This window comes from Nitrososphaera sp. (assembly GCF_037447015.1).
Taxonomy (GTDB): domain Archaea; phylum Thermoproteota; class Nitrososphaeria; order Nitrososphaerales; family Nitrososphaeraceae; genus Nitrososphaera.
This window is the reverse complement of the sequence record NZ_JBBIHK010000028.1, coordinates 1-24,458: the sequence shown is the minus strand read 5'-3', so window position 1 is coordinate 24,458 and position 24,458 is coordinate 1. Positions and strand designations below refer to the sequence as shown.

Below are 24,458 nucleotides of genomic sequence, written 5' to 3'. Positions count from 1 at the left end.
AAGTGCCAAACGCCCCTGCGGTGGGGCCGATTACCTGCGGGCTCGTGCCGGGTCTTTTTGCGAGGCCGGCGGCCGCTGGCAGGACTACTGCTGCTGCGGCAAGCTCTGCAAACCCTTCCTTCTCTCTTTCTTTTTTCTTTCTCTCCCATCACTGCACTATCATCACGGGGCAGGGCGCCCTTTCTGCGACGCTCCTTGACACGCTCCCCAGGGATTTCAGCATGCGGCTGAACCCCCTGACCCCGACCCTGCCTATTATAATCATGTCCACGCCCTCCTTCTTTGCATACTCTATTATCTTGCCCGCCGGAGGCGACCCGACCACCACGACATGCCTGAGCGCCACGCCCGAGCCCTGGTACTGCTTTATCTTTTGCTCAAGCGTCCTTGTCATGCTGGCCTTGAGCTCGTAATAGACCTCCTTGACGTATTCGTGCGCGGTTATCGGCTCGCCCGTCCTGCTCGACTTTAGGGTTACAGCCGTCAACGGCAGGAGCGGTATCGTCTCGACCGCATGAAACAGCACGACCTCGCTTCCCTCCCCAAACGCCTTTGCAATCTCTACCGCCTTGGCGACCGCCATATCAGACGGCTTTGACCCGTCGTAGGGCACCAGGATTTTCGCTATTGCCATGCGATCAGTTGCGCACGGCTTGATTTAAAAGGGAGGGGTTTGCTGTGCAACACTTGGCAAGTCAGTGTCTGCACACCCTCCTGCATCACTTCTGGCAGTGTTACCTTGTGTTGCAATGCAAACTGTATCTTTATTGGCCCAGAACGTGAATAACACCCATGAACGTTGTTCCGCAAAGGCGTTTGAGGGCTGATTCCGGCCTCCAGGCCCGCATGGTGCTGAGCTTTGCAGTGCTGGCCATGCTGTACATAGGGTTCATCAGCGTCCTTGCCTACCTCGGGGTCGGGTTCGTGCCCATCACGATCATCGTCTCTCTGATGATACTTGCACAGTGGTACTTTTCAGACAGGCTGGTGCTGTGGAGCACAGGCGCAAGGGTGGTGACGCCGGAGCAGGCTCCGCGCCTGTATTCGATAACGCAGAGGGTCGCATCGAGGAACGGCATCAGGATGCCCAAGCTGGCGATAATGAACACCAGCATGCCAAACGCGTTTGCGACCGGCAGGGGCCAGGGCAGCAGCTCTGTCGTGGCGGTGACTGCCGGGCTCTTGAACCTGCTCGACGACGAGGAGCTGGAAGGCGTCATAGCCCACGAGCTTGCGCACATACGCCACAGGGACGTGCTTGTCCTCACGCTTGCAAGCCTGTTCTCCACTGTGGCGTGGTACCTGATGCAGTTTGGCATGTTTGGCGCCATAGGCAACAGGGACTCGCGCAACAACGGATCAGGCGCATGGCTCCTGATACTGCTCGTCGCGGCGCTGACATGGTTTGTCAGCTTTCTGGTGATACGCGCCATCTCGCGCTACCGGGAATACGCGGCAGACAGGGGAGCGGCGCAGATGACAGGCAGGCCCGGCAGGCTTGCAAGCGCCCTTGGCAAGATAAGCGGGGCCATGAAGAGGGTGCCAGAGCAGGAGGCGCAGAGGGTGGAGGGGATGAACGCGTTCTTTATCATCCCTGCCCTCTCGCGGGGCACGATAGCGAGCCTCTTTTCGACCCACCCGCCGGTGGACGAGAGGATCCGCCGGCTGCTGGAGATGGAAAAGAGCCTCGGGCCTGCAGCCTGATCTAGCCTCCTCCACCACCACTACAACCACTGCAGCAGCCATCCTGCTCAAACTTTACGTCACAGGGTATCTTCCGTGTCGACCGTGAACGAGAGCGAGTTGTCCGTCATGTCAAAGTGGACCCGCTTCAGGCCAAAGTCTTCAAACAGGAATTCGTACTGCTCTGACAGGTAGACCGACCACTTTCTCCCCATGTCGTGCTGGATGGTGTAGGAATGCCTGGAATACTGGACGTCGTGCCTGTAGGGGTAGCCTGCTATCCTTATCCACGTCTCGACCACGTCGAGCGCAGAGGTGATGTTGTACTCGTTTCTGAGCATCATGACGAAATTCTTGGTCTCTTTTTTGGCAATGTATTCTGCTATCTGGTGCAGCTGCTCCTCTGACGCGATTTCGAGCAGCCTGAGTATCAGGCCCTTCCTGACGGTGAGGAACCCGGCTTTTGCAGCATTAGAGTGCCAGTCGATGTGCTGCCTGAAAATCTGGCCCACAAGCGTGTTCAGGCTGACTTCTTTCTGCGCCGCCTCGCTGCGCAGCCTGCTGATTACGTTGCTGTCAAGCCTGAATGCGATGGTCTCTGTTTTCCGCTTGCCTGCGCCGCTGCCGCTACTGCTACTGCTGCTGCCGCTGTTTTCCCGTGGCACCTTTCTTCAGCTCTTGCAGGCTGCGCCTGCTGATAAACATAGAGGAAGGTCCTCTGCTTCTCTTGCTTTGCTCACACGGGCGCCGGCGGCCCGATAGCGGCTGAATGCAGACCATGTAACCCGGCGCCGGCGGGCCCGCTTATCGACTGGGAGGAGAGAGAAAAAGAAAGAACGCGCGCTCTTGCAGAAAAACAAAGAGGTGCGATTTGCGCGAAAAACCTTTGGGCGGCGCAATTGGCATCAATTCTATAGTGGCCCTGCGGCATTGGGGGCACTTCAGTTCCGTCTTGAGGACTACCGACGCGCACCAGAAACAGTCCCTGCACAGGGCAAAATGCCACGAGCCCGGCGGGTCGCCTATGCCTGGAAAAGAAATGACATCATGGTGGTTGCTGCCATGCAGTTTTACTCCGTTTCCAGTTTGCACCACGTTACTGATATTGCGCACAGCCCTCTTTAGCGAGGGGTTTGCCCTGCAATACTCTGCAAACCGCTTGTTTATACTGCAAACCCTGTGTATTCAGCGAGGATATGAAAGCCGCAGTCTACCGGGAGCACAGCAAGGATCCTCGAAAGGTTGTGAAAATAGAGGACATCGATGTCCCAGAGATCAAGCCAAACGAAGTCCTGGTAAAGGTCGAAGCGGCGGCCTACAACTATAACGACCTGTGGGGGATATGGGGCGAGCCCATCAAGATACCGATGCCGCACATTTCCGGAAGCGACGTGGCCGGCACAGTCGCAGAGATCGGTGAAGACGTGTCGCACTTTAAGGTTGGGGACAGGGTCGTCCTGCACCCGAACCTGACCTGCAGGGTGTGCTACGAATGCACGTCCGGCAGGGAATACGACTGCAGGGACAGGAAGGTGTGGGGCTTCCAGACCGGACCGCTCTGGGGCGGGTACGCCCAGTACACGCACATGCCAGAGACAAACGTGGTCAGGCTGCCGGACAACGTCTCGTTCACGGACGCGGCAGCAATCTCTATGGTGGGCATGACCTCGTGGCACATGCTTGTCACCCGGGCAAACATACGGCCGGGCCAGACCGTGCTCATCATGGGCGGCGGGAGCGGGATGGGCATAGCCGGCATCCAGATAGCCAAGCTCTACAACTGCACCGTGATCGCCACCGCCGGCAACAGGGACAAGATGGACAAGTGCCTCGGCCTTGGCGCCGACTATGTGGTCAACCACCGCGAGCAGGGATGGCACAAGAAGGTCAAAGAGATCGCGGCAAAAGAGGGAGGCGGGGGAGTCGACGTCATATTCGAGCACATCGGCAAGTCCGTCTTCCCGCAGGCAGTCTCGCTGCTCAAGATGGGCGGCACGCTCGTGACGACCGGCGCGACCACTGGCTACGACTCTTCGATAGACCTGCGGTACCTCTTTTTCAGGGGCATAAACCTGCTTGGCGCTACGCAGGGGACCAAGGCGGGGCTTGAGGAGGTGATCAGGTGGGTCAGCAGGGGCAAGATAAAGGCGGTGATAGACACCGTCCTGCCTTTCTCCAACATGGTCGAAGGCCACGTCAAGATGGCTGACTCGCAGCTCTTTGGCAAGATAGTGACCACCCCGCAGCAGCTGTGAGCAAGCAGGTGATGGCTTTTGGCGACGCAACAATTCAGGTTTGGCACAGCGATAAACTGCATCGACGGCAGGACGCAGGAGCCCATAATAGGCTACCTGAAAAGCAACCACGGCGTCGAAGGCGTCGACATGGTGACCTTCCCGGGCGCCGACGCCGTCTTTTCCGGCACCAGCGGCAGGCTTGCAGAGCTGGAGCTTGCCCGGCGCGCCGTTTCAATATCTGTGGAGAGGCACGGCTCGGACATTATAGCAGTGGCGGGCCACCACGACTGCGCGGGCAACCCAGGCGGCAGGGAACACCACTACCTGCACATAGCAAACGCGGTCAGGGTCGTATCGTCGTGGGGGTTCCCTGCCAAGGTCGTCGGGCTGTACGTGAACGACAGGTGGCAGGTGGAGAGGGTGATGCATAACGGCGGCGGCATGGCGTCATCCATGACCGGATAGCACAACACATACACACATACACACCCGCTCTCTCTCTACTTGTCCCTTTCTTCATGTCAGGGCTTTTTGAACGACGCCCTTGGGAACGTTATCTTGATCGGGTGCCTAAACGCAGGGTGCGCAAGCACCACCTCGCCCTTGTTCAGCCTCACGATGTTACGCTTGACGCTTGCGTCTATCATGTCGTAGGCAGGCCCGGCGAGCTCTGTCGAGCCGAGCTTGGCAAACACGTGCGTCCCGGTGTTGTCGTGCAGCGCGCCGTCAACTGCGCTCTTGAACTGCTGGGCGGAAAAGAGCACCGTGCCCCTGGACTTGCCAGCCATCACCGTGCGCATTATCTGCTCTGATGTCGCCGGCATCATCCTGCCGGGCACCGGCCTTGGCAGGAACCTGTTGATCTCGTCGATAAAGATTATCGTGTATTTCGGCCTGCCTTTGCCGCCATCATTCCTCTTTGCCGCCGCTGCCGCGTGCGCCTCGTCTATGGCGCGCATCACGTCGCCCACCACCAGCGACTGCTCCTCGAGCGTGGGGAGCATTGCAATGTCTATCACGTATACGTCGCCGGGCCTTATCCTGCGCACCTCGCTTCCAAGGTACACGCTCGTCTTGCGCCGGTCCACAAAGAGGGTGGACCGCCTGAACCTCTGGAGGTACGCGTTAAAGTGCGCAGTCGCAGCGGCAGCGGTAGTAGTGGTGGTAGTCATCGTCGGCCTGCCGTGCGCTGCCGCCCCATCGTCGGGGTAGCGGCTGAACCTTGCAAGGTCGCTCCACGTCGATACCCCTTCAAGGGGCCACGACTCGGCGATATAGCTGGTCATCGCCGCGATGCCGTCATACCATGGATCGGCCGTGTTTGAAAACAGGAGGTCGAGCCTGTCGTAAACGTCGCCCAGCTCAAACGAGTACGCCCTGCTGTTCCTGGGCACAAGGGCCGAGTTGGCCTTGCCGTCGCTCCCCCTGGGCAAAAAGTAGGTCACGTTTGAAAACGGCTCGGCGGCGAGGCCCATGAGCTCAAACATCCTGGCGTCTTCCCTGGCCGGCTCGTCTTTGACGTCCAGCTGCAGGAGCTCTTGCTCCTTGGTGTTAAAGATCACAATGCTCACGTCGCCTGCAAGCTTTTGGTAGGCTGACTGGAGCAGGAACAGGAGGTAGCTTGTCTTGCGGTTGCCTGAAATGCCTGACACGTTCACATGCGCCGTGTCAGGGCCAGCAATGTACGAGATGTCAAGTGACACCGGCACGTACTTGCCGCCTTTGCCTCCTCTCCCGGCCATCTCGATGACTCCTGCCGGGATGGGGTTTGCCATCTCGGGGATCCCAAGAGCAAGGGCCACCTCGTCGCTATCGGCCATCCTGACCTTTCTGCCCGGCATCACAGGCATGCTAGGCTGCGGCGAGCTTGCAAGTATGGCCGCCTTTGCGACGACCGTCCCCTCTTCAGAATATGCATACTCTTTTTCTGCTATTGCTGTCTTGCCTCCTCCTCCTCCTCTTCCTCCCTTTGCTGCCGGCGGCCCCGGGATCACCTTGAGGTCGTCGACTATGCCGATTATCTTGGTGCCCATGCTCTTGACCGATACGAAATCAAACGGCCTGATGGCGGCCCCGTCCTTGACTGCAAACCAAAAGCTGTCGATGTCGCTTGGCAGCGAGCCTGCGACTACCGTGGTGCCGGCGCCGGCCATGCCTTTTACCGCCGCCCTTCCGGCGCCGCCCTGCCTGATGCCGCAACCTGCTGCCGCTGTTGTTGTCCTTGTCCTTGTCGACGTTGTCCTGTTACTGCTGTTGCCGCCGTAGCGGCGCGGTCGCTTGCCGCAGCCGCTGCGCCGGACCAGCCGCGGTCGCGCACCCTGCCCTCAAACAAGTCGTGGACATCGTGGTAGTTGTTTCTACCTCCATGCAGCTCTTTTTTGTACCTCAGATACGATTCGGTCGCGGCGGCCAGGCCCTCCCTTGCCAGCTCGTCTGCTACCATCTCGCGCAGCCTGGCGTAGCTTACCTGCTGGTGCTCTACGAACGGCGCGCCTATCCTGCCTGCTATTCTGCGCGCCTGCGCAGGCGGGATTCCGCACCTGACAAGCGACGCCGCCAGCTTGTCAGCGTCAAACGGCTCGACCCTGCCGTCCTTTTTTTCCACCACTGCCATTGGCCGTATACTCTCTCTCTCTGCTACTATCTTTGCAAGTTGTTCTTAAAACAGGTTCGAACCTGGCTTTGCAGGCCCCTTGATAGGGGCTCTGCGATGCTTAATGACTTTCACTTCTTTCGTGGTCGTCGTGGCCTTGGTGATCGTGGTGGTGGCTTGTCGGCGGCGGCATGTACGCTGCCCTTGATACGACCTCGGAAAGCGCGGGGTGGATGTGGACGGTGCGGGCGACGGCGTCTATCGCAAGGCCGGCCTTCATCGCCACGAGCACCTCGTGTATCAGCACCGAAGCTTCAGGGCCGACTATGTGGCAGCCAAGTATCATGCGGTTCTTTTCTGACACGAGCAGTTTGACGAATCCCTCCTCGTCGCCTATGGCCCGGCCCATCGCCGTGTCTGCGTACCTGTATATCGACTTTACGTACCTGACGCCTTTTCCGCGCAGCTCCTGCTCTGTGTGCCCTGCGCTGGCCACCTGGGGCGACGCAAAAATTGCGTGGGGCATGGCCGTATAGTCGACTGCTATTTTCTTTTGCGGCCTGGTGATGTTGTTAAAGGCGTACTGGGCTTCGTGGTTTGCGCTGTGCTTGAACTGGTAGCGCCCCACGGCGTCGCCAAGCGCAAATATCCCCTTGGCGCTCGTCTCCAGGTACTCGTCGACCTTGATGAAACCGTCCCTGTCCGTCTCGACGCCCGCCTTTTCGAGCTGGAGCGTGTCCGAGTTTGGCACCCTGCCTGTGGCCACCAGCAACTGCTCGGATTCGATCTCTGCCGTCATGCCCTGGGCGTTTTTCGCCCTTGTCATGAAAAGGCCGCCCCCTTTTGAAACTGATTGCGGGCTGTAGCCTGTGTAGACTGCGTGCTTTTTTGCAAACGCCTTTGTAAACGCCGCCGAGATCTCTTCGTCCTCGTCTGCCAGCATCACGTCGCGCCGCTGGATGATGCTCACCTTTGTGCCAAGCGAGCCGAAAAAATGCGCCAGCTCTGCCGCAACGTATCCGCCGCCTATGACGGTCATCGACTGCGGGAGCTTTTTCAGCCTCAGCGCCTGGTCGCTTGTGATGTAGCCGGATCCTTCGAGCCCCTCTATCCTTGGAACGCCCGGCCTTGCTCCTGTGGCGATGAGCACCTTGTCTGCCGTTATCATCGTTATCGTCGTCGTCTTTCCTCCACTGTCTCCTTCTACTGCTATCTCTTTTCTGCCTACAAACCTGCACTCGTGCGGGAACAGCCTGGGGTTGTCGATGCTCTCAAAAGCGCGCCTTATCCCTTCTGCGTCCGGGTCGACGATGCCCCACGTCCTCTGCATCACCTTTTCAAAATCGACGCTGACCGGGCCGGCGATGTCGATGCCAAACCTGCCGGCGTTCTTTACCGTCTCCATGATGTCGGCGCTGTGTATCAGGAGCTTTGACGGTATGCAGCCCCTGTTCAGGCACGTGCCGCCCATCCTGTCTTTCTCGATTATGGCCACCTTCATGCCGCTTTCTGCAGCCGCGTTTGCCACGTCAAGGCCGCTCCCGCTCCCTATCACAATGAGGTCAAACCTTTCCAAGGCGATGGACAGGGAAGAAGAAGCAAGAGCAAGCGAGATAAAGTTTTGTCAACGAAAAAAAGAAGGAGAGGAAGAGGAGGCGGCAGGTATATAGCGCCCGTCTGCCGGCAGCTTACACGCGTATGCAAATATGAGCCCGGCCAAGAGGAACTTTATCCTGGCAGCGGCAGGCGGGGCAGCGATAATCGCCTTTGCAGTCGTCAAGCTTGTGCTGCAGCTCAACCTCGGCGCTGCCGGCGGCCCGTGAACGCAAGGAACCTGAAGGCGCCCTCCACCGTGTGCTCGTCAGATTCGACATAGTCTATCTTGCAGCGGTGCTGCTGCTGTTGCTGCTGCCATTTGTCAAGCTCTTTGCTCGTGAACGGGCCTATCGAAATGACCTGCACGCCCCGCAGGTCTGCGTCGGGCAAAAGCTCGAAAAACGCCCTGACGTTTGACGCGCTGGTGAACACTATGGCGGCGACCTTTTTTGCCTTTAGCAGCCGCGCGAATCTGTCCCACGCCGGCGTCCTTGCGGCCGTGAGGGTCCTGTACACAAATACCTCTTCCACCTTCATGCCGAGCCTGCCAAGCCCCTCTGCCGCATAGTCGTCGGCGGCCGCGCTCCGGGGTATGACTATTCTCCTGCCTGCGACTGCCGCCGGGCCCATAGCCTCCATCATCCTGACAAGGCCGATGGACGAGTGGACCTCCGGCACGTGCGCCACTCTGACTCCTGCCTTTTCAAGCTCCTGCGCGGTCTTGGGGCCCACCGCGATGACCTGCACTTTGTCAAGCGCCCTCCTGATCCTGTCGGCACTGCCACCGCCGCCGAGCTCGAATACCGCCCTGACGCCCTTGGCGCTCATGAAGGCGCAATAGTCGCACTTTTCTCTGTTGTCTTCAAGCAGCCCGACAAGCCTTGCCACCTCGAGCCTGTCCGGCACGACCTTGATCGCGGCGAGTGCTATCGCCTCCCCGCCTTCAGACTCGACCAGCCTCGCAAACTCTTCTGCTTCTTCCTTGCTCCTGGTGATGGCAACCGTCTTGCCCTTCAGGCTCAAGCGCCGGTAAACCATCCGATCTTTTTGTGCAGGCCGGCCACCCTGCCGATGACGACTATGGCAGGCGGCCTCACGCCGTTCCTTTCGACGACTGCGGCGACCGTGCCAAGCGTGCAAGGGAAAACGCGCTGCTTTTCAGTGGTGCCGCTTTCGATTACTGCCACTTTTGTCGATTTTTTCATCCCGCCCCTTTCCAGGTCGCGGGCTATCTGCCCTATCTGGCCTATGCCCATCAGGACTACTATGGTGTCGACCGCGCCGGGCAGCTTTTTCCAGTTGATAGCCGTGTCGCCCTTGTTGCCGTCCTCGCCCTCGTGGCCGGTCACGATGGCGACTGACGACGAGTGGCGCCTGTGCGTGAGCGGTATCCCCGCATACGCCGGGGCGGCGATGGCAGACGTGATGCCGGGCACTATCTCAAAACCTATCCCGTGCTCAAGCAGGTACTCGGCCTCCTCTGCGCCCCTGCCGTACACGAACGGGTCGCCGCCCTTGAGCCTGAGCACGCTCCTGCCCTCCCTGGCGTACCTGACCATCAACTCGTTGGTCCTCTTTTGGTGTGTGGTCGGGTCTCCGACTGCCCTGCCTACGTACACTTTCTCGGCGTCCTGCGGGAACTGGTCGACGATGCCCTGCCCCACGAGCCTGTCGTACAGTATCACGTCACACGATTTCACCAGCTCCATCGCCCTCACAGTTATCAGGCCCGGGTCGCCCGGGCCGGCGCCGCAGATGTACACCTTGCCTTTTTTTGCTACCGTCGCCGATTTCTTTGGATTGTTGTTATTATTACTACTACTGCTGCTGGCAGTCATGCCTTTTTGTTCCACTCCTCAACCGCCTGCCGCCAGCCCTGCGCAAGCTCGCCTGCCCCCTGCTTTAGAAGCATGCCTGCCACCCCTGCACCCAGCTTTTCCGGGGCCCCGGCGCTGCCCGTCTTTTTCACCCTGATGCTCTTGGAGCCGTCTGATGAAAACACGCTTGCGTGCAGCGTTAACGTCTTGCCGTCCCTGTCAGAGACGGCCACTGCGCCAAGCGGGAACCTGCACCCTCCCTCTATCTTTTCTATGAGGGCCCGCTCGGCTGCAACCTCTGACCTCGACCTTGCGTCTTCGATTTTTGCCAGCATGGCCGCCGTCTTTTTGTCGTCACGCCTGCACACGATTGCTATGGCGCCCTGCCCCGGCGCCGGCACAAAGCTGTTCACGCCAAACCTCTCCACTATCACGTCTTTCATGCCTATCCTGCCAAGGCCGGCCTCCGCAAGCACCACTGCGTCGTACTCGCCTGCTATCACCTTTTTCACCCTCGTCTCCACGTTGCCCCGTATCGGCCTCACCTTCAGGTCGGGCCTTGCTTTTACAATCTGCACCGCCCTGCGCAGGCTGCTCGTCCCTACGACTGCGCCCGGGGGCAGCTCTTTTAATTTCAAGCCCTTGTCGTTGACCAGCACGTCGTTTGGCCTGGCCCTCTTTGGGATGCAGGCCACTACCAGGTCTTTTGACAGGTCGGACGGCACGTCCTTCAGGCTGTGGACTGCAAAGTCGACTTCGCCCTTCCTTACTGCCTCGTTCACCTCCTTCTCAAAGATGCCCTTTTCGTCCATGGTAAAGAGGGGCCGGCGGTCCACGTCGCCCCTCGTCGTTATCGTGACTATCTCGAATTTTACGCCCGGGTTTGCCCGCCTGAGCGCGGCAAGAGCTATCTCGGTCTGGGCGACTGCCAGCCTGCTGCCCCTCGTGCCGACCCTGATTACCTTTTTTGACGCCGCCGCTGCTGCCGCTGTCATTGCTTGCGCTGCTGCTCCTTTATCTTTTTGAACGCCTCGCCGTACGCCTCGACCGTCTTGTCGATGTCCTCCTCGTCGTGAGCGTAGGACACAAAGCACGTCTCAAACTGCGACGGCGGTATGAACACGTTGCGCTTTAGCAGCTCGTCAAACAGCCTCCTGAACACGGCGGCGTCGGCCTTTTTCGCAGACGCCTCGTCCCTCACTTTATCGGCGGTAAAGAACAGCTGGAACATCGAGCCTATCGAGTTTATCGTGCAGTCTATTCCAGTGCCGATGTCTTCGAGCTCCTCCTTGATTCCTTCTACGATGCTGTCGCACGTCCTTGCCGCCTGCGGGTATATCGCGTCCTTGGACTGCTGCAGGACTTCAAGCGTGGCAATTGCGGCCGACACCGACAGGGGGTTGCCTGCAAACGTGCTTGCCTGGTAGACCCTGCCTGCGGGGGCCAGCTGCTGCATTATCTCTTTTTTGCCGGCTATGGCGCCTATTGGAAAGCCGTTGCCCATCGCCTTGGCAAATGTGGCCAGGTCGGGCCTGATGCCGAAAAACTCGCCTGCCCCGCCGGGAGCCAGGCGGAAGCCGGTCACCACCTCGTCAAATATCAGCACCACGTCGTTCTGCTGCGTCAGCTTGCGCACCTCGCTCAAATAGTTCTTGTCCGGGAGCACGAGGCCGATGTTGGCAAGCACGGGCTCCATGATGACGCACGCCGCGTCGCTCTTTTCTATCGCCCTTTCAAGCGCGGCGGGGTCGTTGTACGGGACCACCACCGTGTGCGCCGACGACTCTTCGAGCACGCCTTCTGACGCGGGCAGGCTTGCGGCGCCCGAGCCTGCCTTTACCAGCACATAGTCGTGCGCGCCGTGGTAGCCGCCGTCGAACTTTATCACGTCTTTTTTTCTGGTAAACGCCCTTGCAAGCCGGATGGCGTTCATGGTGGCTTCAGAGCCGGTGTTGACGGCCCTGACCACCTCGGCGCACGGCACCATTTTTGAAACCAGCTCGGCAAGCCTCACCTCAAGCTCGGTGGGCACGCAGTACAATGTGCCGTTGTCCATCTGGGCCTTTGCGGCCTCGATTACCGCGGTATAGCCGTGGCCAAGGAACAGGGCGCCGTAGCCCATGCAATAGTCAACGAGCGTCTTGTGGTCGGCAGTCACGAGCTTGCTGCCCCTTGCAGAGGCGGCAAAGAATGGATAGGGCTCGTAAAAGCGCACGGGGCTGTTGACTCCGCCCGGCATCACCTTTTTGGCCCTGTTGTGCAGCTGCTCTGACCGCGCCATCTCTCTTTCTATCTCTCTCCTTTTTCCGGTGCCGGCACTATAATAAGTACAGCGCAGACCTGTCGACGACAGGCCAGGAGGGCTAACCTGCACCGGGCGCAGGCGCCATGAGAAAGGCAGGAGCCATTGGAACGCCTCCAAGCAAGCCCCGCCCCTCCCCGAGTTTTATTACCTGGGCATATTTTTCGTTTATGCTGCTATGCTTATTGTTCCTTTAAGATAATCTTCATCGTTTCAACCCTGCCTGTGCCGTGCGTACTCCACTCCCGCTTAACAGGCCAGTATTTGTACTTCTCGCACCTGACTATGCCATTGAAGCAGTCGAAACCCTCCGGGCAGACAAAGTCTCCTTTCCAGTACCCCTGCTCGTTGGTATAAATTTCAGGTTCGGACACACGTGCATCTGCTCCTGCCCTCTGGACAAAAACCGTTACACGTGCCCCCTCAATAGGGCGGCCGGTAACATCCACTACATAGCCGTCAATTAGGATCGGCACACTGACTTGTTCTTGTGGCTCATAGCTAGGGGTCCAGCTTTCAGATTCCCAAGAGAATCTCTTTGCCTTCCCTGCACGTTCCAGCCTCTGTACGTCAGCGTTATTGACGCAACCAAGCGAAGCTCTGGTGAAGGGAATGTGGATTTGCTTGTGGGTATCATAATCGTAAGTACCAAAAGCCTTGACAGTCCAGTTGTTAAAAGTTAGCATGTATCTTTTCCCTTCTGGGTCGATCTTCTCTGCCGTTACGTCAACGTCCGACCGTATGTTGAATTCGCCTGCGGATAACCAAAGGTCTGAGCCCTTTGCTCCAGCTATCTTGGTTTGATAACACAAGCGCACGGTCTCTCCGGATTGCAGGCTGCCGTTTCGCAACCGCCCCACGACCCCCAAAGCGGAAGTTTCTGGATCGCCGGTATCCTTGCCGTGAATAATGACCGTTCTATGAACCTCGGAGATGTGGGCTGAAATCCCAAGACTGGAGACGCCTGAGCTGAATAACGACGCAGGCAACGTCCTCGATTCTCCGCTGCCTGCAAGGTAGTGTTTGAGGTTTTTCGCGGCTTCCGGATAAAGGAACTCGCTGTTCTCTGCAATGCCGTGCAACTTTTTGGCGATATCCTCTACATCGGCACCCGTGGGGGAGCAGGGGTCTGACTCTCCTTTGAATTTCGCAAGCAAGCCGTCTGTTTCGTCACCCCAATCATGCACTGCGTCCCGCCAGTCGCTGATCGCCGCAGACAGGAAAAGGCCGGTGACGCTTCCATCTGCCTGACGGGACTGGTTCTCTGCAAGTCTTGCCTCTGCTAAAGACCTCTTCTCTTTTATCTCCCGATAAACCTGTTCAATTCTCTCTTCCTTCCTCTTTCTCTCCTCTATGAAAGAGCGGAGCTGGGCATTACTTTCAAGCTCGGCATAGAACTTGTCTTTTTCAGAATAATACCTGTCGATGCGAGTCTGGAGAGCGTCACGATCTGCGTTATACTGGTTGATTCGCTCGTCCAAAGAAGAAGCACTATCTTGATTCGACGGAATCGGGAGGGGTTCCGGGGCAGGCGGCGGGCCAGGGATGGCTACCTGCGCACTTCCTCTTTTACAAAGGGGACAGGTCTCGTTTTCGGGATACCGTGTGTTGTGAATCGGACAGTACGCGACAAGGGGGCCGGGGTCTGGTACATAGCTCATATGCCTTCAGACCATGCCCCCGATCACGATCGGCTCCTCAGAGCCTGTATGTCATTGTACTCCTGCTCAAGTCGCAGGCTCTCGCGGCTAATGTCTTCATGCTCGGCAGCAAGTTCTTGCCGCCTGGCCATGAGCCACCCGTTTGACTTCTTTAGCTTTTCAACAGGATCAAAGCTGAGTGCAACGTCTCTGGCAAATGCCGGAGGCTGTAGCTGGGAGATTTCCATCACAAGCCGCCAGTACTCTGACTCGCGGCTTTGTTGTGCCAATTTCTCGGCCCTTATTCTCTGGTCCATACGTTCTGCCTCGTTAATAATGCGAGAAAAACGCCTGTGCAATCTATCAATTAGATCCTGATGGTCTCTGATTGTTTTTGGCACGACGCGCCAATTGTCAGTCACCCAGGAAAACCAGTTATTGGTGCCGCCGGCAATCAAGGTCAAGTCCCTGTTATCATTGGCGCCGGTTCTGTAGAATTCAAGAGCAGAAAACAGAACATGGTCGAGCCCTTTTGCGATCTGATAAGCTGGACATCCCTGTAAATCGTGGATTGCACCATTCTTGATTGCAACCACCAAAGCTTTGTCCTCAGCTTCAACCGACGCCTTGTGCTCTGCAGCCACGACCGTCTATTCTTTCAGGCATACTTAGGCTTTTATTGCGTCTTCGTCGAACCCGGGTCTTCTTCAGACACATTCGTCTGCACACAACCAAGCTTTCCTTATTCCCAAGACTGTTCTATGGCTCCGCCTTAATCCATGAAAATCAAGAGCGCGCCAGGACCAATGCAATTTTGATCCAAAGCGCATATGAAAATGAACTGGCGATTCTTCAGCAAAATGCGGCCTGGTGCACAGAATATGCGGGCTTGTCCGGGCTTGAGCCCGCGGTGCACACGGACATCGACAGAAGGTAGAAGCCATCGGGACGGCTACATAGCTTCTGCATCGTTTTTTCATCGTCCCTTTGTATACACATTGATAATCTGTTTTGTCGACTAGCAGGGTACATTAATGACAGGGTTACCGGTAAAAATTGATCCAGCGTAGTTGTTGAATCGACCTATACAAGAGTAATTCTTGATGGTGCCTTGATTATTGAAGGTCGCCCAGTTGTCAATGGTTCCATAGTTGTCAATCGTATTGTAATTGTTAAATGTACCGAGGATGTTCTTCAGATTAAAGTCATTTCTTACGTAACCATAGTTATTGAAGACGCCAGTAATATTGAAGTAAGTACTTCCATTCTCTATACTTCCGAAAACGGTGATCCGTATGCTGCCACCGTTGTTATTGTTAAAAACACCAAGGTTTTGTAGTAATCCAAAGGTGATGTTGAGGGAGCCGTTGTTGCTAAAGGTGCCTCCGTTCTTGTTTTGGATCGAGCCCTGCAGCTGTATGGTGCCGCTGCTGTGGTTAACTGTGCCGTGATTAGTAAGGATGCCATTGATCTGGGTGGTGCCATTAAGCGTAACAGTTACGCCGCTGTTGACGATCATCTCGGTGCCAGCCGGAATGGTCAGGTTGGTGAAGCTAGTGTCTGAGCTGATTACTATGGTTGTTAATGCTTCTGCTGTGGACGGCGACGACGACGAAAGGAAAAGAGTAAAGCTTCCACCAAGGCTCAAAAGTGCAAGAAAAACAGATAATGATGAAACGTGTCGAGGATCAACCTTCCTGCTGCCCCACATTAACCTTTAGTGTGGAGGGGAATTATATAACTGTTCTCTACTGTTGGGTATCTTTATAACAGTTTACCGGTTTTTGATGACTGTGCCTATTTTTTGGCTAGGGCTTGCCGCTCCTCTGGTTCAGTTTTTGTGCGCCCGGAGGAGATCTAACCCTTGGCATGCGGAAAAGGGCCTGGAGGCGCTAACCAGAATCCGCCGGCTGTGCAGGCCAGGCAAGTCACGCTAATTAACCCGCCCTTTCCAAAAATAGGTCGATGGTCACATTCTCCGCCCTGATGGAGGAGTTCCGCTCAAACGTGGCTCAAAACCGCGACGCGCTGGCGGCAATCGCAAAAAAGAGCCCGCACGCGGCCTACCAGAAGGTGAACGAGCTTGCCCTCTTTGTGGGGGGCCGCCACGGCGTCAACCTGCAGCTGCATTTCCCTGTTCCTGCCAAGGTGACCGACGTTGACAGCTACGGCACCGAGAACATTGGCCTGGTGGTGGACAAGTTCCGTCGCACATTCCCGATACCGAGGGAGCAGGTAAAGGGCAAGGCGGCAGAGATGCTGCAACCGGGCGCGCAGGCGCAGGACGCCTACATGTACGAGGGCAAGGAGGGCGTCAAGGTGATACTGCCAGACGGCAAGGGCCGGCTCGAGATACTGCCCGGCTCGATCCACCTCTGGTGCAAGGTCGACGACCCTGTTAGAAAGTACGCCGACTGGCTGATGGAAAACGTCTACCTCTGCAGGCCGACAAGCTCGTAGCGGTAAAGCAGCTGGTCTGACGGGTCATAGACTTCTGCCTTGACTGGAAACGGCAGGTCACGCACGACCCATATCCTGCTCGTCCTGTCCTGCAGCTGGTAGCTCAGCACGAACGCGTTGAAGGTGCCTGCCGGCGTCTGGACAGTCTCTTCGCTGGTCACCCTGACGACGGTCGACGACGAGCCGTAGAATATGGTGTCCCACGGCGCTCCGACCACCAGGTACTTGTCCCTGCCGCCATAGTCCATGTCCCTTATCGCCATCACCGACGACTCGATTGGTTCGAGATACGGCCTGACGGACGCGTCGGTCTGGCCCTCCTTTGTCAGCTCTTTTGACAATATTATGTCGAACTGGACCGGCTGGGCCACGGTAGAAGTGCCGTTCACGACGTAGAACGAAGTCAGCCAGTTATCTCCTTCCGCTGCATCAAACTTTATGGAAACGTCCGAGTCTGCAAGCGAGCTGCTCTCGCCCCTCGCAGTGACGGTATAGTTGAGCTCCATGCCGTCGGTGACTGCCGCCCCGACCGTGTAGATGTCGGCCTGCGACGGCGGGTCAAAGATGTTTCCGCCGCCACCCGAAAAGCCTCCACCAAAGGCGATGATGCCGACGCTGACTCCGATTCCAAGCGCCGAAAATATGCCTACCATGAGCGCGACCTGCTTCTTGGGTGTCACGTGTACGCATCCTCCTGAACCCTATTTATAGAATCTCTATAGCTGCAATTAATTATCTGGTAATTTTGGTGCATAACGAGGTGCGGTCGGACTGGGGGTAATAGTATATGCAACAAAATCAGAGGTAAACTTAACCTCTAAAGAATTTATTAGTTGAGGTCTGGGCATACGCCGGTACTGGCATCAGGTAGGCTGCAATCGCTCCAAGTGCTACAAAAAATCCTACGATGGCTGCCCGCATGGCTTGCTTCTTTGGTTTCGTAGCCATAGGTGGTAATGGAGGAACAGTTCAAGATAAGAGTTTGGCACCGTGTATGTTACGAGCAACAACCGTGCAGGAATGACCCAACGGGAGGATTGCTAAACGACGTAACTAGATTGCAGACGTTCAGCAAAGTCCTAGATTAAGCCTTTAGCTTTTTTGGTAATCTTTTCTTTTTCTTCAAATCGCTAGACCCAGATTTTGAGACTTTCGCATACTCTTTACGTCCAAGTCCATATCTCTCTGCTTTTGCTTTAGCCCTTGGAACGCTGCTTTCGTCTGCTGCCTTTGCTGCTGTTATCGTCGTCATTTCTTTTAGCTTTTCACTAGCACCTATAAAGTCCAAGAACTTCCTGCCGTCTTCCGTCACCATATACTCAGATAGACGGTTTCCATGCCTCTCGTAGCTCTTCTTGAGAAGGTTCGCTTCGGTCAGGATATTCAGATGGTATGCCACAAAGTTCGAATCTGCTTGGACGTGTTTGGCTATATCTGAGGGGTGCATCTTTTCATTTGCATAGACCAGGCCCAAGAGGAACCTCCTGAACCTGTTAGATAATGCCTTTAGCTTTAGATCCACATCGGGAGGGCTCTGACTCCCTTCAAGCGCTAGTTCAGTATTGTGCCCGGGTTCCACGATCATTCATAGCCTCCAAAGTTTATAAAGCTTTTGACGTAGTCAAAGATGTCTGACTTGGTCAAGAGTACACTCCTGATATGAATTTCAGCTTTGCGGCATTTCTGACAAACGCTTCAATTTTCTCCAAAAGGTCTTTCTTTTCGCCAAACCCCTCGACGTTATTATGCACCTTTTTCAGGGCGTCCAGGGGGCCTGCAGCAATGTAGCTGTCAGCTTTCAAATGCTCCTGTCTGACGTAAACTCGCATTTTAGACGCAATAGACTGGTTGGCAAAGAATGTCGAGAATTCTGAAATGGAGCCAGGGCTCACTACCAAGACCACTGCAAAATCGTAAAGGCGGATCAGAATCAGTTCCTTTGCCGTCCAATTAGACAGGAGGCTATCAACATCTTGAATTTGGATATCCCTGTCATTTAGCATCCTTTTCACGGTTTCATCAGGTATTTCTTCGGGAAATTCTGCATCATGTCCCAGCTCCCGGATCCTGTTCCTTGAGGGCACTCGTAGACCTGCGTAGTCAGGTGACTCGTAAGATGGTCCTAGGACGAGAATTTTGAGCTTGACTCGCGAAGCGGCTCGTAAAAATCCAGATTCAATAATATCGTCAATATCCTTGGCGTAATGGGAGGCATAATGAGGATTCTCGCCTCCTTTTTCATAATCTTCTCTCAATACATTCGACCTACCCCATATGGATAAAATTAAACATTATCATCTCCGGTCTGCAACATTGCCGCGGAGTGTTTTCCATCCCGTATTTGCTCCACCTAACGCGAATCACACAATACGGTCGGCTAGATCAATAATCAAGGGGTGTTTAGGTACTTCCCGACATCCGTATACGCTCCACTTGAAGGAGCTTGTATGTTCTGAACCCCTCCCCAGCTATATTTGTTGTCGTACACTTCGACGAGACCTACTCCGGGATCTGCATACTGATAGTAATAGCTAGGATTGGGAGGAGATTGTACGTAGTTACCCCAGATTGCGTCGTAGTAGAAGGTAGTACCGACTCCAACAGTATAAGGCGTGTAGCCCTTAGTTTGTGGTGTGCTGGTACCCGGGAATTGCAATGCTACATACATCCCGTTCAGGGAGTTACCATTGGTGTATTTCGATTCCATAGTAAGCCTAGAGTATCCTGCAGGTTCGCCGTGATTGTAGTACCTTCCGCCTACGGTGAAACTGTCTTTATTGGTAATGCTGATTTTTACAGGCGCTCCCCAATTTACAACGTTATAGTCTGTTACAGCGGATTTCGCGCCGTTAAAAGGTCGAGTGAAATAGAAGTTTCCATAGTTAGTATAGTCAACGTAGTATGTTCCACCATTTTGGACGATTATGTTAAGTGGTGTATACCCTGTTGCAATTACATTTCCACCCGAATCTCTTACCGCGGCATACAATCCTTCAATAGCTTTATGGTTGCCAATGTTTTGGCTGATGGCATGTAGGCTTCCTTTACCCCAAAGAGCTTTTCCGAACGTCAATGGAGTTGGATTGGGATACCATAATACAGTCCCTGGCGGTTGACCTGAGCCCGGCTTATTGTAATAAAGCGCATCTGCATTCAAAGTTCCTGTGACCCCAATCGCTGTTGGAAGTCCTGTCGCAGGATCCCATGAAAGTTCGGATCCTTTCCCCATGTCCGAGCCGTCGCTGTCAAAGGTGGCTCCGAAGTTTGAGAAAGTATTGTCGTTCACTAAATATTTCGTCACTCCGCTTGGAATTACACGGTAGGAGATATCCCATTGCTTCACTTGCCAATTGATTTCCTGCGTATGCGCTTCAACGCCCACTTGGAATAGTTTGGCGTAGTAATTGTGATTGTTCCATACACGCGGGACGTATCCAACGGAAAACGCATTGCTAGTATCACTTGCTACCTTATTGTAAGAACGAATATTGTAAACATATCCGCCGCCGTTAAGATAACCTTCTGCCAGAAAGTCTACCCTACTACTTGTAGGCCAATACATTGTGTATCGAACATAGTTAAGAGAGGAATACTGGGCCAGAGCGGGGCAGCCAGTTGAGAAACATTCCCACACAGGGATATCGCTTGTCACTCTCCAGACTTGGGCGTCATTCTCTACAAGACCGTTAGGCTGCAGAGTAATTGGAAACTGATAGAGTATCCCTGTCACCGTGTTGGTATTAGTATTCCATCCTGCGGTAGACACTATGCTCAAAAGATGGTCTTGAAGGGATGAAGGATAGGAAGTCCCAAAATTAGTTGAGCCATAAATATGTGAGACTGCATCCCAAGTATTTCCGCTTGAGCTTCGATAGCCTTCTATATGCTGACCTATGTAATAGCTGGGCTCAGCGGCATAAGCCAACATCGGTTGATAGACGATCAGAACACTCAGTGCTGAAATAGACAAGGCAACAAATAACCAATAATTGCTGAAAAATTGTAGTTTCATATATCAACCCTCGATGTGTACCTGTAATGGCACTTGATTCATCATTAACTCTGTCGAATCATAACGTTCGGGTCCATCTACCGCAAATTCTACGCTGTACCATATTGTCTCGCCCACTATATAGTCAGGCCAATCCTTTGGAATCGTTATAGCAAGAGAAATGGCCCCAGTTTCATTAGGCTTCAACGTTACTTTTTGTGGAACAAATTGTAGCGTTGCATCGAGATCTAATTCGCCAGCAATTTTTCCGTTTGACACGAGTTCTTGAGTAGTTTGTTCTGGGCTTTTCTCACGCGCTACTGCCGCTGGAACATATCCATTCGACACGCCGACCCCTGCGATAGTCAAGCTACCGATGGAATTGCTTCCCGATAAGTGGGTGACTGTAACAGGAACCTCAATTGTTGAACCACGGCTGGCTTCAACCGTTAGGACGCTTTTACTGGTATCACCAAATCGTGATTCATCTGGTTTTATCTTGATAACTGCTCTCCCTCCATCACTCAAAAACTTGTTTGGCTCTCTGCTTGTTATCGGCGAAATGGTATTGCCCTTAGATGGTTCGAATGCAGGAGCTGTGGCATCGATGGGTCCTACCCTCTCAGACACCTCATGAGATTGTTCTCTGAATAAGGAATCGTAGTTCGCATCGTTTGCACCCACATTCCTGATTGCTCCGCTGCCAAGTATGGCAGCACCCAGCAGAACAAAAGCTAATGGTATAATGAGATACAGCACCCTTCTCCGTACCATGGTAAAGATCACTATAGTACAGTCAAATATAAGGACTATGCAAAAATTTTCCCAGACATCGGTATTTGTGGATATGTAGTGAAGTTTGAGGCGAATCAAATACGTCGTTTGTAGAAGAACACAAGGAACGAGGCCGCCATAACAAGAGGAAGAAGAGTTGCAGGAAATTCTGGAATTTCTGTTTTAAGTGTGATATTCTCCTTATTCCAAAAGAGGTCAATAACTGGAACTACTTCTGGGGGATAAAGGTCATTTCCGCTGTCCTCAGCTCCAAGGATAGAAACTTGAAGGTAGTAAGAGTCACCAGGTTTGACGAACGGAGTTCTGACAGGGATCTTTCCATTAGAATCTGCTTCCCATCTGCTCAAAACCGGGTCCTTTGCTGCCAGGATGATGTTTTCAGATAATTCGTTCGTGTGTTCGAAGTCTAAGGTTAGCGGGCCTTTCCTTGACAAAAAGGTGTCAGAGATAATGGATTGCAAAGAGTATTTCTCGTCTGTTATCCGAATACCATATGTAACATTTTCAAGAATCTTGCTGTTCTTCCTATCGTAAAGCATTAGATCTATGATGGTATGATTTGCACCCGAACTTGACGGCTCTAGGTGAGTCGCATTAAAGTACAATACTACTGCTCTTTCATCCCACCCTGGCGGCAATGATGAACTGGGTTGAGTGAATCCGCCTTCGCCGGTTTGCCCGTAAGCAGGAGATTGTAAGTTAATAAGCACTGCCGTACTAATCAGCAATGCTTGGAATACGCCAATAACACTTGTCCGAGTTATCAACTATGTATTATTTTCAGCTTTGGGTCTTTAGATTAAAAAAGTTACTGTATTGTTAGCATCGGTTAAAGGAAATGGAGTCACGACCATCCGGTGATCGCACTAACGTGCCTCATTTCTCTATTGCCTTTCCATTGTCTTTGGTTGGGTTAATGATTCCTGCATCAACCGGATTGCTTCATTTACATAATTGTCCCTAACAGGCTTGTACCATTGATAATCATCTTGCTCCATGTACCTTGGATATTCGTCTTCGAATACCGTTTTGACCAGCCGCATAAGGTTTGGCTGAAGAGAAGTCCTGTAGCCTTTAGCTAATGAAGTGTGTGGGTTGTCCCTTGCTGCCACCACCTTAACAGTCAGGGCATCCATATTCCTAACAGAGCTTGTCAGCATCTTCATGCTCGTGGTAGTTCCAATAATGCAGGATACTACGGTCCTTGCCACGTTAAAGAACTTGACAGCAGACTTGACAAACGGGTCGTTGTAGTCCAGCGTGTACATCCAAAAGCCCATGTCATCCCATACCAGCGCAGGTATTCTCAGGTTATTGCTTTTCAGCCAGGATACAGTATCCACAAACTGCCTTGGTGGGAAGATGAACCGCTGCCTGTAATTGTCGGGGTCCACCTGCTTGACGCACTGCATGGCATAGCTTGTCTTGCCTATCCCGCCTGTGCCATATATCAAGACTAGCCTGAACTCTCCCTCTTTGTGCCACTTGTGTATCAGCTTGGCAAGCTGCCGCTCCTGGCTTCGGAGGTTATCAATCCTTGTCATAGTCTGTGAAATCATCATCCCTGTTTGACATGACACGCTTGAACCTGCTCATCTGCACGTTTTGCATCATCTTCATGCTGGCATTTCTCACAAGCTTGATGACGCTGGACTCTCCCTTTCTGTCGCGGCTCCTTTTCAGTATTGCCAGATTGACTACTACATCTTTCAAAAGGTCTGTCCTGAAGGCGTCGGCCAGAATTAGCGCCTGAACGCCATACCTGATCTCGCTTTCGCTCAGCTCTGTCAGGGTGAATATCTCGTTGCCCTGCGGGTTTGTCAGGGCTTTAGTTGCCAGCACTGTGGATGTCCAAGGCTCTGTGTCTTTTACCAGCTCCTTCTCCTTCTTTGGCTCGCTCATATCCCTCTTCCCTCTCCTTCAAGGTCCTCCTTTAGGAGAGATGAATTGCTGAAGCATCATCAGCGCAAACATCCCCATCACAAACATCAGGAACATCATTGTCTTGTCAGGCTTGGCGGCTGCCAGCTTCTGAATGACGATGCTGTCTGAAAATTGCTTTAGCAGATGCGGGCTTGTGGCTTGGCCGACAATGTCTTGCTGTTTATCAGTGCTGTTACTTTCAACAGCATCTTTGAACCTATATTCCACCTGTTTGTTTGCGTCCAGAATTACAGCCGGCCTTGAATTCCGTCCCTTTGTTAGCAAGTACGGCCTGATCTGCTCAATTATCCATGTCTTGCCGTCGGCTGCTATCGAGCCGTCCTTGAGTATCCGGCCCCGCGTTTCTTTTATCAGGTCGCCGCTTCTGATGAAAACCTTGAGGGTTCCGAGGCTTTCAGGGATACCGCTGTCTTTACCACGTCGCTCGTTCCAGATCTTCTTCCTCAGATGAGGTAGCACCTTTGGGATGACTACTTTTGAAACTAGTGCAACTATTCCCAAGATTATGCTGAATACCACGACTTCGCTGTTCAGGATCTGGGTCAGGATTTCAAGGTCTGCCATCTCTTTTTCTCTCACCTCACGGAATGAAGAGCTTGATGAAGCTCATGAAGGCGTGGACTATGCCGGTTATGACTTGCCAGACAAACATCACGTGGTTCATTATTGGCTCAGGGCTGCCTTCCCTTACTGTCCTGACTACTAGGAACAGCCAGTAGCCAAAGTACATGATGCCAAACATCGGCGACAGCTTTATTCCAATGTCCAGAAGGGTTGTTGCAACAACGTAAACGCCATCTATGCCCTCTCCTATCCAGCACTGCCCTAATGCACAAAAGATGTCAGTTGCTAGACTCATTGATGATGTTGTATAATGAACAGTTACAGATATGGCTTAAGAACGGTGCATAATACCATAGCTTGAAGGTGCAACGCTAGGAGTCTGCAACCCTGTTTAGCTACGTAATTTTATCAAACAAACATGTAATAACATCTTACTATTGGTCTAGCCTTTTTCAGATTCGTTCTTTAGCTGCTTGAGAGCATAGTTTATCGCATGCGAATAGCTGCCAAACCGCAGCGCCTTGATCTCCTTTGTGACCCACTGATACAACTCGTCCTCTAGTGTTATCTGCATTCTTTTCATTTCTTTTATCGTTCTGTGTATATTTGTGTATAATTGTATCATAAAGCCGTTGTTATACACAATCTTTATATTATACAGTTTATGTGTATGAATGTGTATAACATGTATGCCCAGGATCAACCTGACAATAAACGACGATAGCTACCAGTTCCTCAAGCAAATGAAGGAGGCTGGCAGGGCCGCTTCGCTGAGCCACGCCGTGAGGCTTATCATACAGGAATATCGCAGGCAATGTGAAAAAACAAGAGCCGGA

The 24,458-nt window shown here is 53.8% G+C and carries 27 protein-coding genes; 4 read left to right on the top strand and 23 right to left on the bottom strand.

The annotated features are described in order from the left end of the window. Positions 1-148 precede the first annotated feature (148 nt). Positions 149-634, bottom strand: coding sequence for a universal stress protein (locus WKI84_RS09750; protein ID WP_337863360.1), 486 nt, complete (start codon positions 632-634; stop codon positions 149-151). Positions 635-816: 182 nt separating this feature from the next. Between WKI84_RS09750 and htpX the strand changes: the two genes are divergently transcribed. After that, positions 817-1,704 (top strand): zinc metalloprotease HtpX, encoded by an 888-nt coding sequence (gene htpX / locus WKI84_RS09745; protein ID WP_337863359.1) that lies wholly within the window; start codon positions 817-819, stop codon positions 1,702-1,704. 59 nt (positions 1,705-1,763) lie between these two features. Here htpX and WKI84_RS09740 read toward each other — a convergent pair whose 3' ends face one another. After that, positions 1,764-2,348, bottom strand: a complete 585-nt coding sequence (locus tag WKI84_RS09740) for a hypothetical protein (RefSeq protein ID WP_337863358.1) — start codon at positions 2,346-2,348, stop codon at positions 1,764-1,766. A gap of 531 nt (positions 2,349-2,879) precedes the next feature. Here WKI84_RS09740 and WKI84_RS09735 point away from each other — a divergent pair. Next, positions 2,880-3,938: a zinc-binding dehydrogenase gene (locus WKI84_RS09735; RefSeq protein WP_337863357.1), complete on the top strand. Its 1,059-nt coding sequence runs from the start codon at positions 2,880-2,882 to the stop codon at positions 3,936-3,938. Between the two features lie 18 nt (positions 3,939-3,956). Beyond that, positions 3,957-4,385, top strand: a complete 429-nt coding sequence (locus WKI84_RS09730) for a carbonic anhydrase (RefSeq protein ID WP_337863356.1) — start codon at positions 3,957-3,959, stop codon at positions 4,383-4,385. Between the two features lie 56 nt (positions 4,386-4,441). On the opposite strand, the gene WKI84_RS09725 is transcribed toward WKI84_RS09730, so the two are convergent. The 10 genes from WKI84_RS09725 to WKI84_RS09680 form a co-directional block, all read right to left on the bottom strand. Further along, the gene (locus tag WKI84_RS09725; RefSeq protein ID WP_337863355.1) at positions 4,442-6,073 is read right to left on the bottom strand and encodes an ATP-binding protein; all 1,632 of its coding nucleotides are present in this window, start codon (positions 6,071-6,073) and stop codon (positions 4,442-4,444) included. Between the two features lie 5 nt (positions 6,074-6,078). Next, positions 6,079-6,534, bottom strand: coding sequence for an ATP cone domain-containing protein (locus WKI84_RS09720; RefSeq protein ID WP_337863354.1), 456 nt, complete (start codon positions 6,532-6,534; stop codon positions 6,079-6,081). 100 nt (positions 6,535-6,634) lie between these two features. Beyond that, positions 6,635-8,089 carry a dihydrolipoyl dehydrogenase gene (locus WKI84_RS09715; RefSeq protein ID WP_337863353.1) on the bottom strand — a complete coding sequence of 485 codons (1,455 nt, stop codon included), beginning with the start codon at positions 8,087-8,089 and terminating at the stop codon, positions 6,635-6,637. A 218-nt stretch (positions 8,090-8,307) separates the two neighbouring features. After that, a complete protein-coding gene (locus tag WKI84_RS09710; RefSeq protein WP_337863352.1) occupies positions 8,308-9,147 on the bottom strand; it encodes a uroporphyrinogen-III synthase in 840 nt (279 codons plus the stop codon). Next, the gene (gene cobA, locus WKI84_RS09705; protein WP_337863351.1) at positions 9,129-9,947 is read right to left on the bottom strand and encodes a uroporphyrinogen-III C-methyltransferase; all 819 of its coding nucleotides are present in this window, start codon (positions 9,945-9,947) and stop codon (positions 9,129-9,131) included. The genes WKI84_RS09710 and cobA overlap by 19 nt, the downstream gene beginning before the upstream one ends. Continuing rightward, positions 9,944-10,921 carry a hydroxymethylbilane synthase gene (gene hemC, locus WKI84_RS09700; RefSeq protein ID WP_337863350.1) on the bottom strand — a complete coding sequence of 326 codons (978 nt, stop codon included), beginning with the start codon at positions 10,919-10,921 and terminating at the stop codon, positions 9,944-9,946. Before hemC ends, cobA begins: the two co-directional genes overlap by 4 nt. After that, on the bottom strand, positions 10,918-12,207 hold the full coding sequence (locus tag WKI84_RS09695; RefSeq protein ID WP_337863349.1) for a glutamate-1-semialdehyde 2,1-aminomutase: 1,290 nt from the start codon (positions 12,205-12,207) through the stop codon (positions 10,918-10,920). The genes hemC and WKI84_RS09695 overlap by 4 nt, the downstream gene beginning before the upstream one ends. 203 nt (positions 12,208-12,410) lie before the next feature. After that, positions 12,411-13,709: a hypothetical protein gene (locus WKI84_RS09690; protein WP_337863348.1), complete on the bottom strand. Its 1,299-nt coding sequence runs from the start codon at positions 13,707-13,709 to the stop codon at positions 12,411-12,413. Between the two features lie 203 nt (positions 13,710-13,912). Beyond that, the gene (locus tag WKI84_RS09685; RefSeq protein ID WP_337863347.1) at positions 13,913-14,512 is read right to left on the bottom strand and encodes a hypothetical protein; all 600 of its coding nucleotides are present in this window, start codon (positions 14,510-14,512) and stop codon (positions 13,913-13,915) included. A gap of 374 nt (positions 14,513-14,886) precedes the next feature. Then, positions 14,887-15,579 (bottom strand): hypothetical protein, encoded by a 693-nt coding sequence (locus WKI84_RS09680; protein ID WP_337863346.1) that lies wholly within the window; start codon positions 15,577-15,579, stop codon positions 14,887-14,889. Between the two features lie 254 nt (positions 15,580-15,833). On the opposite strand from WKI84_RS09680, the gene WKI84_RS09675 reads away from it, so the two are divergent. Beyond that, on the top strand, positions 15,834-16,328 hold the full coding sequence (locus tag WKI84_RS09675; RefSeq protein WP_337863345.1) for a hypothetical protein: 495 nt from the start codon (positions 15,834-15,836) through the stop codon (positions 16,326-16,328). On the opposite strand, the gene WKI84_RS09670 is transcribed toward WKI84_RS09675, so the two are convergent. From WKI84_RS09670 to WKI84_RS09620, 11 genes are all read right to left on the bottom strand, one after another. Beyond that, the gene (locus WKI84_RS09670) at positions 16,301-17,008 is read right to left on the bottom strand and encodes a hypothetical protein (RefSeq protein WP_337863344.1); all 708 of its coding nucleotides are present in this window, start codon (positions 17,006-17,008) and stop codon (positions 16,301-16,303) included. The two genes, WKI84_RS09675 and WKI84_RS09670, sit on opposite strands and share 28 nt — an antisense overlap. Positions 17,009-17,412: 404 nt before the next feature. Beyond that, on the bottom strand, positions 17,413-17,907 hold the full coding sequence (locus WKI84_RS09665; protein ID WP_337863343.1) for a winged helix-turn-helix domain-containing protein: 495 nt from the start codon (positions 17,905-17,907) through the stop codon (positions 17,413-17,415). 61 nt (positions 17,908-17,968) lie between these two features. Next, positions 17,969-18,583: a hypothetical protein gene (locus tag WKI84_RS09660; protein WP_337863342.1), complete on the bottom strand. Its 615-nt coding sequence runs from the start codon at positions 18,581-18,583 to the stop codon at positions 17,969-17,971. Positions 18,584-18,717: 134 nt separating this feature from the next. Then, entirely contained in the window at positions 18,718-20,340 is a 1,623-nt protein-coding gene (locus WKI84_RS09655) for a hypothetical protein (RefSeq protein WP_337863341.1), read from the bottom strand. 3 nt (positions 20,341-20,343) lie between these two features. Beyond that, entirely contained in the window at positions 20,344-21,192 is an 849-nt protein-coding gene (locus WKI84_RS09650) for a hypothetical protein (RefSeq protein ID WP_337863340.1), read from the bottom strand. Beyond that, positions 21,189-21,842, bottom strand: a complete 654-nt coding sequence (locus tag WKI84_RS09645; protein WP_337863339.1) for a hypothetical protein — start codon at positions 21,840-21,842, stop codon at positions 21,189-21,191. The genes WKI84_RS09650 and WKI84_RS09645 overlap by 4 nt, the downstream gene beginning before the upstream one ends. A gap of 156 nt (positions 21,843-21,998) precedes the next feature. Then, positions 21,999-22,658: a hypothetical protein gene (locus tag WKI84_RS09640; RefSeq protein ID WP_337863338.1), complete on the bottom strand. Its 660-nt coding sequence runs from the start codon at positions 22,656-22,658 to the stop codon at positions 21,999-22,001. After that, entirely contained in the window at positions 22,645-23,016 is a 372-nt protein-coding gene (locus tag WKI84_RS09635) for a hypothetical protein (RefSeq protein ID WP_337863337.1), read from the bottom strand. The genes WKI84_RS09640 and WKI84_RS09635 overlap by 14 nt, the downstream gene beginning before the upstream one ends. Positions 23,017-23,034: 18 nt before the next feature. Continuing rightward, complete coding sequence (locus WKI84_RS09630; RefSeq protein ID WP_337863336.1) at positions 23,035-23,622, bottom strand: hypothetical protein; 588 nt, start codon at positions 23,620-23,622, stop codon at positions 23,035-23,037. Positions 23,623-23,638: 16 nt separating this feature from the next. Beyond that, positions 23,639-23,917 (bottom strand): hypothetical protein, encoded by a 279-nt coding sequence (locus WKI84_RS09625; RefSeq protein WP_337863335.1) that lies wholly within the window; start codon positions 23,915-23,917, stop codon positions 23,639-23,641. A 147-nt stretch (positions 23,918-24,064) separates the two neighbouring features. After that, on the bottom strand, positions 24,065-24,205 hold the full coding sequence (locus tag WKI84_RS09620) for a hypothetical protein (protein ID WP_337863334.1): 141 nt from the start codon (positions 24,203-24,205) through the stop codon (positions 24,065-24,067). Positions 24,206-24,458: the final 253 nt, after the last annotated feature.